Raw genomic sequence first — 12,641 nt, 5'->3', positions numbered from 1 at the left:
GCATATCGGGAAGCCCCGGCCGCCGGAGGATGAAGGGCTAATGGCAACCAGTATTCGTGAAATAACCTGCAGGACGATCCTGACGCGCACGGGCGGGTTCCTGGAAGGCTACACCCATACCCTGCAGCCCTATGTCGGCTGCGTGTACCGGTGCCCCTACTGCTACGTGCAGGCCCTGCCCGTCCACCTCTACCACGGCGGGGCGTGGGGCGACTACGTGGACGTCAAGATTAACGCGCCCGAACGGCTCGAGGCCGAGATGGCCCGTCTGAAGAAGCGGGACAGGCCGGTGCGGGTGTTCCTGAGTTCCGCCACGGACCCCTACCAGGGCGCCGAGTCGAAATACCGGATCACGCGCCAGTGCCTGGAGGTCTTCGCCGGCCTGCAACCGGACCGGCTGGTCGTGCAGACCCGCAGCCCCATGGTCCGTCGGGACTTCGACGTGCTGAAGCGCATCGAAGGGGTCGAATTGAACCTGACGCTCGAAACCCACGACGAGACCGTCCGCCGCAATCTAACGCCCCACGCCCCTTCCGTGGCCTCCCGGATCAAGACCCTCGACGCCGCCATGGAAACCGGCCTTCCGGTCCGCGTCACGATCAGTCCCATGCTGCCCAACGACCCGGACACCTTCGTGGAAACGCTCCGGGACCGCTGCCACTCCGTGGTCGTGGATACCTATTTCGACGGGGACGGATCGGGCGGCATGCGGACCGAACGCCTCCAGGTTCGGGAGATGTACGAGCGGTTCGGTTACGGGGAGTGGTACCGGCTCGGCGCCCATCGCGCCCTGGTGGACGCGCTGACGGCTTCCCTCGGCGCCGAACGCGTTGCGTACAGCAAGGAAGGGTTCAACCGGCCGGCCCGCACTGTCCGGGCCGCCGGCCGATTCATATAGTGATGGACAGGCGAGGGCGTTCTGGTTATCATCCGACGTGCAATTTCGACCTCGTCGGGTTCCCGCAGGAAGCTAAAGCAGGCCACACCTTCATATGCCCAAGGTAACCGTAGCCGAATTGCAGGACTTCATAGATGGCGTGCCCTTTGTCCATGATCTCGGACTGCGGATCGTCGAGGTGGAGGACGGGGTCTGCCGCGGCCGGCTGCCGTATCAGCCCAGGTTCGCCCAGTCCTACAACCTCGTGCACGGCGGGGTGACAGCCTCCCTGGCCGATACCATGGCGTACATGGCCCACGCCACGCTGAACGGGATCACGCGGGACACGGTGACCACCAACCTGACGGTCACCTACCTCTATGCCGCCAGCGAGGAAGCCCTCAACGCCGAGGCCCGGGTCATCAAGAATGGCCGCAAGGTCCTTTACGGCGAGGTGGTGATCACCAACGACGCCGGTACCCGGGTCGCCCACGCCACGGTCACCTATCTCAGGCTGGACTACCAACCGCGGGGGTAGGCACCGCCGTCCGGCTGAACCACGAGCCGCGGGGGCAGTTGCCGCGTCGGACAGGCACCAACGCCTTACGCGAACCGGGCCAGCCCGTGCAGGGCGATGTCGTGCGGAGTTTCCCCCGTGGTGGCCAGGTCGGCCATGACCTCTCCGATGACACTGCAGAACTTGAACCCGTGGCCGGAGCAGGGGGAGGCGACGAATACATTCGCATACTCCGGATGGGCGTCCAGGATGAAGTGGCCGTCGGAAGTGTTGGTGAAGGCGCAGACCTGCAGGCTCGTGGTGGGGCCCGACCCTTCGGGGAAGTAGCGTTCGGCGAATGACCGGAGCACGGCCTCGTCCCGGGGATAGGCGGACCGGTCTATCCGGTCCATGTCGATCTGCTCGTCCAGGTGATGGTACCGCCCGATCTTGAACCCCGGCACCCCGTGCACCGGAAGCCCGTAGTATCGGCCCTCGGCGACCTGGAGATTGAACACCGGGAACCGGTCCGGCTGGAAAAGTTCCAGTCGCTTCGGCTGAAACCAGCCCAGCACCTGGCGTTCCGGCTGTACCAGCCCATCCAGGGGTTTCACCACCTTGCCGATCCAGGCGCCCGCGGTGATCACGAGCCGCCCGGCCGTGTATGTCGATTTTGTGGTCTTTACCGTGATGCCGCGCCCGTCGGACGTCCACTCCAGCACCGGTTCGCATCCATGGATCTCGGCGCCCGCCTCCTGGGCCGCCTCCACGTGTGCAACGATGCACCGCTCGGGCAACAGATAGCCGCCGTCCGTTTGAAACACGGCCATAATGTCGTCGGGCAACCGGTAGCCCGGAAACCGCCGGTTCACTTCCGCGCCCGTGAGGATCTCGTGGGGAAGGCCGTGCTCCTCGCAGGACGTCTTCGAACCCTGGAAGACCCAGTCGTCCGCGGGGCCCGCATCGAGGGCCCCAGTGACATGCAGCAACTGTTCGCCCGTCCTTTCCTCGATTTCACGCCACAGCGCATACGCACGCCGAAGCAGCGGCACGTAGGACGGGTGTTCGGAATATGCCAGGCGGATGATCCGCGTCTGGCCGTGGGAAGACCCGAGGTCGTGGGGGATGTTGAACTGTTCGAGGCCCAGTACGCGGCAGCCGCGCCGGGCAAGGTGCCAGGCCGAGGCGCTGCCCATGCCGCCCACGCCGATTACGATGACGTCGTATGAGGGGGATGGACGGTTCACGGATCAGACGCTCCAGGGAACATGCGCGGAGCCCAGCGTACATGAGGTGCCAGAGTACACGCGCGGTGTCACAAAGTATACACGTACGGAGTCGCAAACGTGGGGCTGAATATAGACGGCAGTGCGTGCCGAATCAAGCAGATCAAGGTCCACGAAACGACGGTATCACCTGCCGCCGGGATAAAGAACCTTGCCGATTCCCGTGGTCGGAAGGTATACTGGAATCGCGGGAGCGCGAAGGGAGCGCGAAGGGAACGCGATAACAGGCAGATTCGGGATTCGGGGCGACTCATGTCATTGCGATCACTATCTCCCCTGGACGGCCGTTACGGCGACCGGCTGCAGGGCCTTTCCTCCTATTTCTCCGAATGGGCGCTTATCAAGTACCGGCTGCACGTGGAGATCGAGTGGCTGATCACCATGGCGGAGCGGCCCGAAATCGAACACGTGCGCGCCTTCTCCGAGGAAGAGACCGCTTTCCTCCGGGCGCTGGTCCTTGATTTCACCGACGCGCAGGCGCTGCGGATCAAGGAAATCGAGCAGGAGACCCGCCATGACGTCAAGGCGGTGGAGTACTACGTACGGGAAGCCATCGCCGGGACCTCCGTGGCGGACGTCACCGAATCGGTCCATTTCTGCTGTACTTCCGAAGACATCAACAACCTTGCCTACGCCCTCATGCTCAGGGACGGGATCCTGCAGGAGTGGCTGCCTGGAAGCCAGGACCTGATCTCCGCCGCGGCCGACCTCGCCGGCGAAACGGCGGACATCCCGATGCTCAGCCACACCCACGGGCAATCCGCCACGCCCACCACCGTCGGCAAGGAGCTCGCCGTGTTCGTCGCCCGCTGGCGGCGCCAGCTCGACCAGGTCGCCCACAGTGAGTACCTCGGCAAGTTCAACGGGGCGGTGGGCAACTACAACGCCCATATCGTCGTGTATCCCGATGTGCCGTGGGAGGCCGTCGCCCGGCACTTCGTCGAGGACCGCCTTGGACTGACCTTCAATCCGATCACCATACAGATCGAGCCCCACGACTACCTGGCGGAGCTCTTCCACCGGCTGATGCGGTTTAATACCGTGCTGCTCGATTTCGACCGGGACATGTGGTCGTACATTTCCCTTGGCTACTTTCGCCAGAAGGTGGTGGGGACCGAGACGGGTTCCTCGGTCATGCCACACAAGGTGAACCCCATCGATTTCGAGAATTCCGAGGCCAACGTGGGCGTCAGCAACGCACTGCTCGAACACCTGGCCGGAAAGCTGCAGATCTCGCGGCAGCAGCGCGACCTGAGCGACTCCTCCGCCCTGCGGAACGTCGGCGTGGCCATCGGCCACTCGCTGCTGGCGATCCATTCGGCCATCCAGGGCATGGGCCGCGTGGAAGTGGACCGGGACGCGGTGAGCGCCGACCTCGACGGGGCCTGGGAGGTGCTGGCGGAAGCGGTGCAGATGGTCATGCGCAAGGCCGGCCACGAGAACCCCTACGAGCGGATGAAGACGCTGACCCGGGGACAGGTCATTACGCAGGAGATCATGGAGGACCTGATCCGCGACCTGGACCTGCCGGACGACGACAAGCTTCGCCTGCTCGCCCTGACGCCCCCGGACTACGTCGGTCTCGCGCCGGTACTTGCCAGGCACATCGCCCGGGAGGGCGAGGACATCGGACCGGAAGGCGCGGCAGATAAACAGGATTCGCCGGGCGCTGACGAGGAAGACGCCTGATCCCGTTGCGCGCCTGCGTGACGCGCGCCTGCGAAGACGGTTCCTCCAGGTAATCCAGCACCCAACTCGGCTCCACCAATCCATGCCGTCTCTCCCCACGAATTTTGGTACCCTGGACTGGCTGATCGTCGCCGTGTACATGGCGGCCACCGTCGGCGTGGGCCTGTACATGAACCGGTACATCCGGGACATGGGGGACTACATCGTGGCAGGCCGGTCGCTCAAGTCGCGCCTGGCCGTGGCGACCATGATCGGGAGCGAGCTCGGGCTGGTGACGGTCATGTACTCGGCCCAAAAGGGGTTCACGGGCGGGTTCGCGGCCTTCCACATCGCGGTCATCGCCGGCGTCGTGACCTTCATCGTGGGCATGACGGGCTTCATCGTGGTGCCCCTGCGCCGCCTCGGCGTGATGACGATCCCCGAGTTCTACGAGAAACGGTTCAGCCGCGGCGTGCGCGTCTTCGGCGGCTTGCTCCTCGCCTTCGCCGGCATCCTGAACATGGGCCTGTTCCTGAAAGCGGGCGCCCTGTTCGTGACGGGCCTGACGGGCCTGACCGATCCCAACGCTGTCGCCGTGGTCATGACCGTCATGCTCGCGCTGGTGATCGCCTACACCATCATGGGCGGCATGGTCTCGGTGGTGATAACCGACTATATCCAGTTCGTGGTCCTCTCCTTCGGCATGATCCTCACCTGTGGCATGGCGGTGTACGCTCTCGGCTGGCCGACCATCGTCGAAACCGTGGCGGCCGTTCACGGTGAGTCCGGCTTTAACCCCTTCCTGGAGGGCAGCGGCTTCGGACCCTCCTACATCATGTGGATGATCTTCACGGCGGGCCTCGTGTCCTGTGCCGTGTGGCAGACCTCGGTCATGCGCGCCTGCGCCGCCGAAAGCGTGGAAGTGGTGCGCAGGCTGTACCGGTGGTCCTCCATCGGCTTCCTGATCCGGTTCATGATCCCGCAGTTCCTCGGCATTTGCGCGCTCACGTTTTTCTTCAACAACCCCGAGTTCCGCGGGTTCTTCTTCGATGAAACCGGGTCGCCCACCGCCGACCCCACGGTGACGCTGCAGGCCATGCCCCTCTTCCTGTCCCAGATCCTGCCAACCGGCATCATCGGGCTCGTCGGCGCGGGGCTCCTCGCCGCCTTCATGTCGACCCACGACAGCTACCTGCTCTGCTGGGCGTCGGTGCTGACCCACGACGTCGTGGCCCCGGCCACGAACGAGCGGCTCACCACCCGTTGGCGCCTGGCGCTGTCGCGCGTCTTCATCCTCGTGATCGGACTGTTCCTGTTGGTATGGGGGCTCTGGTACGACCTGGGGCAGGACCTGTGGGACTACATGGCCGTGAGCGGCGCCATCTACTTCACCGGCGCCTTCACACTGCTGCTGGCCGGACTGTACTGGAAGCGGGCGAGCACCGTGGGGGCCTACCTTGCGCTCACCGCGGGCATCGGCGCCTTGGCGGGCCTGGGACCCGTGAACCAGGCGCTGGGACTGGGCATGTATAAAAGCGACGAGATCGGACTGGCCATCACCGCGCTGGCCCTGGTCCTCATGTTTGCCGGGTCGATACTGTTCCCGGACCGTGTGGAGCGCCTGGCCCGTGCGGATGGTCTTGAGCGCACGGACCGTTCGGAGCGTCCGGCTCGCCCGGTTCGGAGGGAGGAGTCGTGATGGAATTCTGGAGCACGTTCTGGGCGGTGGTTTTTGTGCTTTGCCTGCTACTGTTTGCGGTTGTGGCAGTGTATGTCAGTGTGGGCGCCCTGGGCGATATAAGGGCGCTGTTTCGGAGGATGGGGAAGCGGGATGGGGAGGTGTAGTCATCCCGCCAGGCTGGTAGTTAACGAAGTAACTCGTTTTAACCGCAACCGCAGACCAGTGCTTTGCCTTCGGTGGCCTGCAGGCCTTCGGTCTCGTAGCCGTCTCTCATCCACCAGTCCAGGCCGCCCATTAGTTCCTTCACGTTGAAACCAAGCCTGGCCATGTTAAGCGCGCCCTTGGTCGACGCATTGCAGCCGATCCCATCGCAATAGGTCACATAAAGAGTGTTTTTGTCCAGATGGCCCGTGGTTTCTGCGTCCATGGTCCGGTGAGGGATATTGACGGCGCCGGGGATATGGCGTTCCGCGTAGGCTTCCTCGGACCGCGCGTCTACCACGACGACGTCCTTGCCCAGCGTGATGGATTCCCAGAGGTCATAGGAATCGGTCTCATATTTCAGCTTGTTCTCATAGTGTGCGATCTGGTTTTTCATGGGGCCTCCACTATGTTTGGATGGTCTCGGTTTCGTACCTGTAATGCTCTCCATGCAAGTCGGGTGAATATACCGGGCTTGTACCTGGAAATCAATCGGAAATCCCGCAAGATCAGCAATCCAAACCATCGAATCCCCGATGATTCTTGTTGCCTTGAATACCCCGGCCGCCCTTTTCTTAAGTAACTTCTTAATCTTGTGTTTGGACACATAGGTCTGACCGGAGTTTAGTTCCAGATTCGCCATCGGCAGGCGGGCTGATACACCAGTGAGATCCCTCCAACTCAAAACCACCATCCAGTGGATCGGCCTGATCGCCGGTCCCGCGCTGGCACTCCTGCTCTACGGCCTGCTGCCCCACGCGTACCCGAACAGCGCGGGCGAGACGGTCGAATTCTCGAACGCGGGCCGGGCCACGATGGCCCTGGCGGCGTGGATGGCGGTCTGGTGGATGACAGAGGCCGTGGAGCTTTACGCCACGGCGCTCCTGCCGCTGGTCGCCCTTCCCATGACCGGCGCGGCATCGGTGCGTGCGGCGGCCGCGCCTTACGCCCACGAGTTGATCTTCCTCTTCATGGGCGGCTTTCTCATTGCCCTGGCCATGCAGCGCTGGGGGCTCCATCGACGTCTTGCCCTCAGGGCGCTGCGCGCGGCCGGCGATCATCCGGCGGGCATCGTGGCGTGCTTCATGGGCGTGACGGCCTTTTTCAGCATGTGGGTGTCCAACACGGCCACCGCGGTCATGATGCTGCCCATCGCGCTAAGCATCATCAGCCTGGTGGAGCAGGTGGAACCCGGAACAAAGGCGCGCCCTCATTTCGCCCTGTGCCTCCTCCTGGGCATCGCCTACGCGGCGTCCATCGGCGGCATCGGCACGATCATCGGTACGCCCCCCAACGTCTTCCTCGCCTCCTTTATCCAGTCCAGCCTCGGCCAGGAGATCAGCTTCGTCCGTTGGATGGGCGTGGGGCTTCCCCTGGTGGCGGTCTTCCTGCCGATTGCCTGGCTGATGCTGACCCGGGTCCTCTATCCCCTGCGGGGTGAGCGCATTGAGGGGAGCAGGGAAGTGACGGAAAGGGCATACCGGGAGTTGGGCGTGATGTCGAGTGGGGAAAGGGTCGTCCTTGTGGTGTTCCTGCTCGCGGCCCTGTCTTGGATTGCGAGGCCGCTGCTGGTGCGCGTCCAGATCGGAGACATGCACCCACTGGCGGGCCTGTCCGATCCGGTCATCGCCATGGTCGCGGCCCTGGTCCTCTTCGTGGTGCCGGTGGACGTGAAACGGCGGGTGTTCGTGATGAACTGGGAAACGGCCCTGAAGCTCCCCTGGGGAATCCTGCTGCTCTTCGGAGGCGGGCTCAGCCTGGCGGCGGCGATCCGTATCAACGGCGTGGGGGAATACATCGGGCACCAACTGGGAATCCTGTCCGGCATCCCGGTTTTGCTGCTGGTCATGGCCGTCATCGCGCTGGTGATCTTCCTCACGGAACTGACCAGCAACACGGCCACCACGGCCACGTTTATCCCTATCCTGGCCGCCCTGGCGCCGGTATTCGACCTGCACCCCTTCATGCTGATCGTGCCGGCCGCCATCGCAGCCAGCTGCGCCTTCATGCTGCCGGTCGCCACCCCGCCCAACGCCATCGTATTCGGGTCCGGGCACGTCACGATCCAGCAGATGATCCGGGCCGGGTTCTGGCTGAACCTGCTGGGCGTGATCCTGATCACCGTGCTCGCATATACGGTGATGATGCGGATGCTGGGCGTTTGACACATGCTCAATAGTGACTTGACCATAGCATTGCGGCACCTTGGTCGCAACAAGGGTTACACCCTGGTCAACGTCCTGGGCCTGGCGGTCGGCATGACCTGTGCGAGCCTGATCTTCCTGTACGTCGGGCACGAACTGAGCTACGACCGCTACCACGAGCAGGCCGACCGGATATACCGGGTCGTGTTCAACGACAATGCCAAGACGCCTCGCAGCGTTGGGCCCGCGCTGCAGGCCGACTTCCCTGAAGTACAGGACCTGCTGCGTTTGCACCCCACGACCGGCACCTGGGTCATGAAGTACGAAGACCGGATTTACTACGAAAGAGGGGTTTACTGGGCGGAAAGCTCGCTGTTCGACTTCTTCGCGCTGCCCCTGGTCCAGGGCGATCCGGAAAGCGCGCTCGAAGCGCCGTACACTGTGGTCATCAGCGAGGATACGGCCCGCAGGTATTTCGGCGACGAAGATCCGATGGGCAAGACGATCGATGCCGACAACGGCTTCATGCTGCTGACGGTCACCGGGATCTTGGAAAACATGCCGGCGAATACCCATTTCCAGGCCGATTTCTTCATTTCGCTGGCATCGGGGTACGAGGAGTACGGTCGCTGGTCCCGGGAGAACTGAGATTCGTTCTTCTTCTACACGTACATCATGCTGGCAGAAGGCGTTTCGCCGGCGGATCTGGCGGTGAAGTTTCCCCGGTTCGTGGACCGGCACGTGGGCGAGCAGCTCCAGGTGCGCGGCGGCCGTTACGCGTTTTCGCTTCAGCCGGTCACCGATATTCACCTGTATTCCCATCTCGAGAACGAACCCGGCGTCAACACCGACGTCAGCTATGTCTATATCCTGTCGGCCATGGGGCTCTTCATCCTGGTGATCGTATGCATCAACTACGTGAACCTGTCCACCGCGCAGTTCGCCCACCGGGTGCGGGAGATCGGCATGCGCAAGGTCCTCGGTGCGTCCCGCCTGCACCTGGTCCGGCAGTACCTGGGAGAGTCCGTCCTGCTGGCCTTTGCGGCCCTGCTCATCGCCCTGGTGGCGGTTTGGCTCGTATCTCCGTGGTTCGACGCGCTGACGGGCATGCCGGCATCCGCGGGGTTCATGGGGCATGCGCTCTGGTGGGTGGCCTTGCCGGCCGCAGCGGTCTTCATCGGCCTGTTGTCCGGAGGCTATCCGGCCATCCGGCTCTCTGCCTTCGGGGCGGTTCCCGGGCTGAAGGAGGGTCAGTCAGGCCGGCCAGTCTGGCCTGGCTGGTCGACCGGAACGGACAGCGTGCTTACGAGGAAGGTTCTCGTAGTTATCCAGTTCGCCATTTCCATCGCGTTGATCATCGGCACGGGCGTCCTGTTCGGCCAGATCAGCTACATTCAGAACAAGCACCTGGGATTCGACAAGGAGCAGGTGATCGCCATTCCCTCAATCGCCGCGGTGGCGTACCAATACCAGTCCTGGAAGGACGAACTACTCAGGCACAGCGGAGTGGTGGACGCGAGCCAGGGGGGCTACCTGCCCGGATTGGAGGGAAACATCGGGTGGGTGACCTCCGAAACGGCCTGGCGCGTTGAAGATCCGGACCAGGTCAAGCACGACCTCCAGGGCGTTATCGTCGCGGCGGGTTACGTGGAGACACTGGGCTTGGAAATGTTGGCGGGCAGGTCGTTCGGCGGTCCGTTGGACAGCCAGACCGAATCCGACAAGATCCTGCTCAACGAGACCGCTATGCGCCTGCTGGGTTGGGATACCCCGGAAGAGGCCCTGGGAGAACGGGTCCAGTTCGGCATCGGCATGACGCAGACCGTCATCGGCGTGGTGCGGGACTATCACCTTCGTTCATTGCACCTGCCCATCGAACCCCTCGTGATCCTTAACGGCCGTGGACAACTCATCGCGGTCAGGATCCAACCCGGGGATACGAAATCAACGCTGGCGTTCATAGAACAGGCATGGACGCGTCATTTTCCCGATTTCCCCTTTGCCTTCTCTTTCATCGACGAGGATATCGACAGGTTGTACCGGGCCGAACAGCGCATAGGGAACGTTTTCGCGGTCTTCGCGGTGGTCGGGGTGCTGCTCGCCTGCATGGGCCTCTTCGCGCTGGTCTCCTACACGGTCGGGCGCAGGACGCGGGAGATCGGCATCCGCAAGGCGCTGGGCGCTTCCGTGCGCCGCGTGCTCGCTCTGCTGTCCGCCGAGTTCGTGGGCCTCGTGCTCCTCGCCAATGCCATTGCCTGGCCGGCCGCCTGGCTGATCATGAGCCGCTGGCTCGAGTCCTTCGCCTACCGGATCGAGCTGGGGTGGGAGATCTTCCTCGCCGCCGGGGGTGTGGCCCTGCTGATCACAGTGCTGACCATCGGTTACCATGTGACCCGGACTGCGCTGGCCAATCCGGCCGAAGTGTTGCGGGGCGAGTGAGGACGGACTACGCCCGGCCCAGCACGAGATCCCGCCCGGCCACCAGGCTGGCCATCTTGCGGTCCGCCACGCTCCGGGGCAGCATCCAGAAGCCACAGTCGGGGTGCACCCAGCGCACGCGCTCAGCTCCGAGCACGTCGATGGAGTGTTCGATGCGGCGGGCGACCTCGTCAGGCGATTCCACGCCGTTGTCCTTGATGTCGACCACGCCCACGCCCAGCGCGATGTCCGCGCGCAGATCCCTGAACATGGGCAGTTCGTCGTAACCCCGCCTCGCGAACTCCAGGACGAGATGGTCGACGTCCAGGTTGTTCAGGAATCCCATCAGGTCGTTCCACAGGCCGGCCTGGATGCTCTGGCCGCCGTAGTTGCCGAAGCAGAGGTGCAGTCCCTTCTCGCCCTTCACCGCGCCGAGCACGTGGTTGACGGGTTCGTGGGCCCAGCCCGCGTCCTCGGGATGGCCGGTCAGGTTGGCCTCGTCCACCTGCAGGATCGGCGCGTCGATTTCGGCGACCTGCCTGCGCAGCACCTCGGCGATGTCCATCGTCATGGCACGCAGATCGCCGTAGTGCTCGTCCAGGAGCGTCTTGGCCAGCATGTAGGGAGAGGTGACGGTGAACTTGAGCGTGCGGTCCGTGAGCGATCGCATCGACTGCCAGGCGGCCGGCAGGTTGAGCGCGCCTTCCCCGATTTTGCCACGTACGATACCGCCGGGTGTGCTGCGGAAAGCCATGCCCTCCCGCTTCCGGAAATCGGCGAGGATTTCGCGCGAAACCTCCGTCGTAATCCCGGACATGGGCCGGATGAAGTACTCGATCATCCCGTTGGTCTCCGGGTGGCCGACGTCGAAGCGGGACAGTTCCCCGTCGGTGAGTACGTCGATCCCGGCCAGTTCCTGGGTCTTCAGGATCACCTTGGCCGCGTCGATCAGGTTGGGTGTGGTGGGATAGGCCGCCAGCCAGTCCGGGATGGGATAGCTGCCGACCACGGTGGTCTTTATTGCGGGTTCTGACATTACGAGTACTCCCTGTTGCGTGCCGATTGGCTGATACACCTTCATTTCGTTCACGAGATTAAATCAAATAGATCAAAGGCGAAATGGAATATACATTGTGCATCTCGAATTAGGTATCATTAACCGACTCAATTGACATCCAACCACTACCCTGTCAACAGGGTCTTCGAGTGCTCAAGAGCTACATAACCATAGCGATCCGCCATTGGACAAGGCAGAAAGGCTACACGGCCATCAACGTCCTCGGTCTGGCCGTCGGGATGGTCTGCGCCATGCTGATCTTCCTCTATGTCCGCTTCGAACTCAGTTACGACCGCTATCATGAGAAGGCGGATCGCATATACAGGGTGGCGGTCAACAACGATGCCCGGACGCCTCCGCCCGTGGGCCCGGCGCTTCAGGATGATTTCCCCGAGATCCTGGGTTATGTCCGGCTGCTCCCGACAACCGGTACATGGCTCATGAAACACGAAGAAAAGATCTACTATGAAAACCGGGTCTACTGGGCCGACAATGCGCTATTCGACATCTTTACCTTTCCGCTGATCCGCGGCGACTCCCGAACGGCCCTGGAAGCGCCCTACTCTGTGGTGATCAGCGAAGATACGGCCCGAAAATACTTCGGTGAAGTAGATCCGATGGGCAAGACGATCAACGCCGACAACGGTTTCATGATGCTGACCGTTACCGGGGTCATGGAAAACACGCCGGAAAACACCCACTTTCAGGCCGACTTCTTCATTTCGCTGTCCTCGTCGTCGGCGAGTGATCTGCGTTACTGGTCGTGGATCAATTTCTACACCTACATCGTGATGACTGAAGGTCATTCCCGGG

The 12,641-nt window shown here is 63.0% G+C and carries 11 protein-coding genes; 8 read left to right on the top strand and 3 right to left on the bottom strand.

Features of this window, described 5'->3' with window-relative positions:
- The first annotated feature begins 40 nt into the window (after positions 1–40).
- Positions 41–898 (top strand): radical SAM protein, encoded by an 858-nt coding sequence (locus F4Z81_04165; GenBank protein ID MXW04249.1) that lies wholly within the window; start codon positions 41–43, stop codon positions 896–898.
- Positions 899–992: 94 nt separating this feature from the next.
- Positions 993–1,415, top strand: coding sequence for a PaaI family thioesterase (locus F4Z81_04160; protein MXW04248.1), 423 nt, complete (start codon positions 993–995; stop codon positions 1,413–1,415).
- A gap of 65 nt (positions 1,416–1,480) precedes the next feature.
- Here F4Z81_04160 and solA read toward each other — a convergent pair whose 3' ends face one another.
- Entirely contained in the window at positions 1,481–2,569 is a 1,089-nt protein-coding gene (solA, locus tag F4Z81_04155; protein ID MXW04247.1) for an N-methyl-L-tryptophan oxidase, read from the bottom strand.
- 342 nt (positions 2,570–2,911) lie between these two features.
- Here solA and purB point away from each other — a divergent pair, with 342 nt between their 5' ends.
- Positions 2,912–4,348, top strand: a complete 1,437-nt coding sequence (purB, locus tag F4Z81_04150; protein ID MXW04246.1) for an adenylosuccinate lyase — start codon at positions 2,912–2,914, stop codon at positions 4,346–4,348.
- An 82-nt stretch (positions 4,349–4,430) separates the two neighbouring features.
- Positions 4,431–6,026 carry a sodium:solute symporter family protein gene (locus F4Z81_04145; protein MXW04245.1) on the top strand — a complete coding sequence of 532 codons (1,596 nt, stop codon included), beginning with the start codon at positions 4,431–4,433 and terminating at the stop codon, positions 6,024–6,026.
- Between the two features lie 184 nt (positions 6,027–6,210).
- Here F4Z81_04145 and F4Z81_04140 read toward each other — a convergent pair whose 3' ends face one another.
- Positions 6,211–6,606, bottom strand: coding sequence for a rhodanese-like domain-containing protein (locus tag F4Z81_04140; GenBank protein MXW04244.1), 396 nt, complete (start codon positions 6,604–6,606; stop codon positions 6,211–6,213).
- 244 nt (positions 6,607–6,850) lie between these two features.
- Between F4Z81_04140 and F4Z81_04135 the strand changes: the two genes are divergently transcribed.
- The 3 genes from F4Z81_04135 to F4Z81_04125 are packed head-to-tail and all read left to right on the top strand — an operon-like array spanning position 6,851 to position 10,792.
- A complete protein-coding gene (locus F4Z81_04135; protein MXW04243.1) occupies positions 6,851–8,374 on the top strand; it encodes an SLC13 family permease in 1,524 nt (507 codons plus the stop codon).
- Between the two features lie 3 nt (positions 8,375–8,377).
- Positions 8,378–9,001: an ABC transporter permease gene (locus tag F4Z81_04130; protein ID MXW04242.1), complete on the top strand. Its 624-nt coding sequence runs from the start codon at positions 8,378–8,380 to the stop codon at positions 8,999–9,001.
- Positions 9,002–9,028: 27 nt separating this feature from the next.
- On the top strand, positions 9,029–10,792 hold the full coding sequence (locus tag F4Z81_04125; protein ID MXW04241.1) for an FtsX-like permease family protein: 1,764 nt from the start codon (positions 9,029–9,031) through the stop codon (positions 10,790–10,792).
- 7 nt (positions 10,793–10,799) lie between these two features.
- On the opposite strand, the gene F4Z81_04120 is transcribed toward F4Z81_04125, so the two are convergent.
- Positions 10,800–11,807: a cobalamin-independent methionine synthase II family protein gene (locus F4Z81_04120; protein MXW04240.1), complete on the bottom strand. Its 1,008-nt coding sequence runs from the start codon at positions 11,805–11,807 to the stop codon at positions 10,800–10,802.
- Positions 11,808–11,977: 170 nt separating this feature from the next.
- Here F4Z81_04120 and F4Z81_04115 point away from each other — a divergent pair.
- Positions 11,978–12,641 (top strand): ABC transporter permease (locus tag F4Z81_04115; GenBank protein MXW04239.1); only part of this gene is annotated, 664 nt, incomplete at its 3' end.

The organism is Gemmatimonadota bacterium, from assembly GCA_009835325.1.
Lineage (GTDB): Bacteria > JAAXHH01 > JAAXHH01 > JAAXHH01 > JAAXHH01 > JAAXHH01.
This window is presented reverse-complemented; position numbering and strand designations above follow the sequence as displayed.

Bases quoted from the DNA above. Each gene is read 5' to 3' on its own strand.
- F4Z81_04130 (MXW04242.1), top strand. From the start codon at position 8,378: ATGCTCAATAGTGACTTGACCATAGCATTGCGGCACCTTGGTCGCAAC.
- F4Z81_04160 (MXW04248.1), top strand. From the start codon at position 993: ATGCCCAAGGTAACCGTAGCCGAATTGCAGGACTTCATAGATGGCGTG.
- F4Z81_04145 (MXW04245.1), top strand. From the start codon at position 4,431: ATGCCGTCTCTCCCCACGAATTTTGGTACCCTGGACTGGCTGATCGTC.
- F4Z81_04120 (MXW04240.1), bottom strand. From the start codon at position 11,807: ATGTCAGAACCCGCAATAAAGACCACCGTGGTCGGCAGCTATCCCATC.
- F4Z81_04165 (MXW04249.1), top strand. From the start codon at position 41: ATGGCAACCAGTATTCGTGAAATAACCTGCAGGACGATCCTGACGCGC.
- solA (MXW04247.1), bottom strand. From the start codon at position 2,569: ATGGGCAGCGCCTCGGCCTGGCACCTTGCCCGGCGCGGCTGCCGCGTA.
- F4Z81_04125 (MXW04241.1), top strand. From the start codon at position 9,029: ATGCTGGCAGAAGGCGTTTCGCCGGCGGATCTGGCGGTGAAGTTTCCC.
- F4Z81_04140 (MXW04244.1), bottom strand. From the start codon at position 6,606: ATGAAAAACCAGATCGCACACTATGAGAACAAGCTGAAATATGAGACC.
- purB (MXW04246.1), top strand. From the start codon at position 2,912: ATGTCATTGCGATCACTATCTCCCCTGGACGGCCGTTACGGCGACCGG.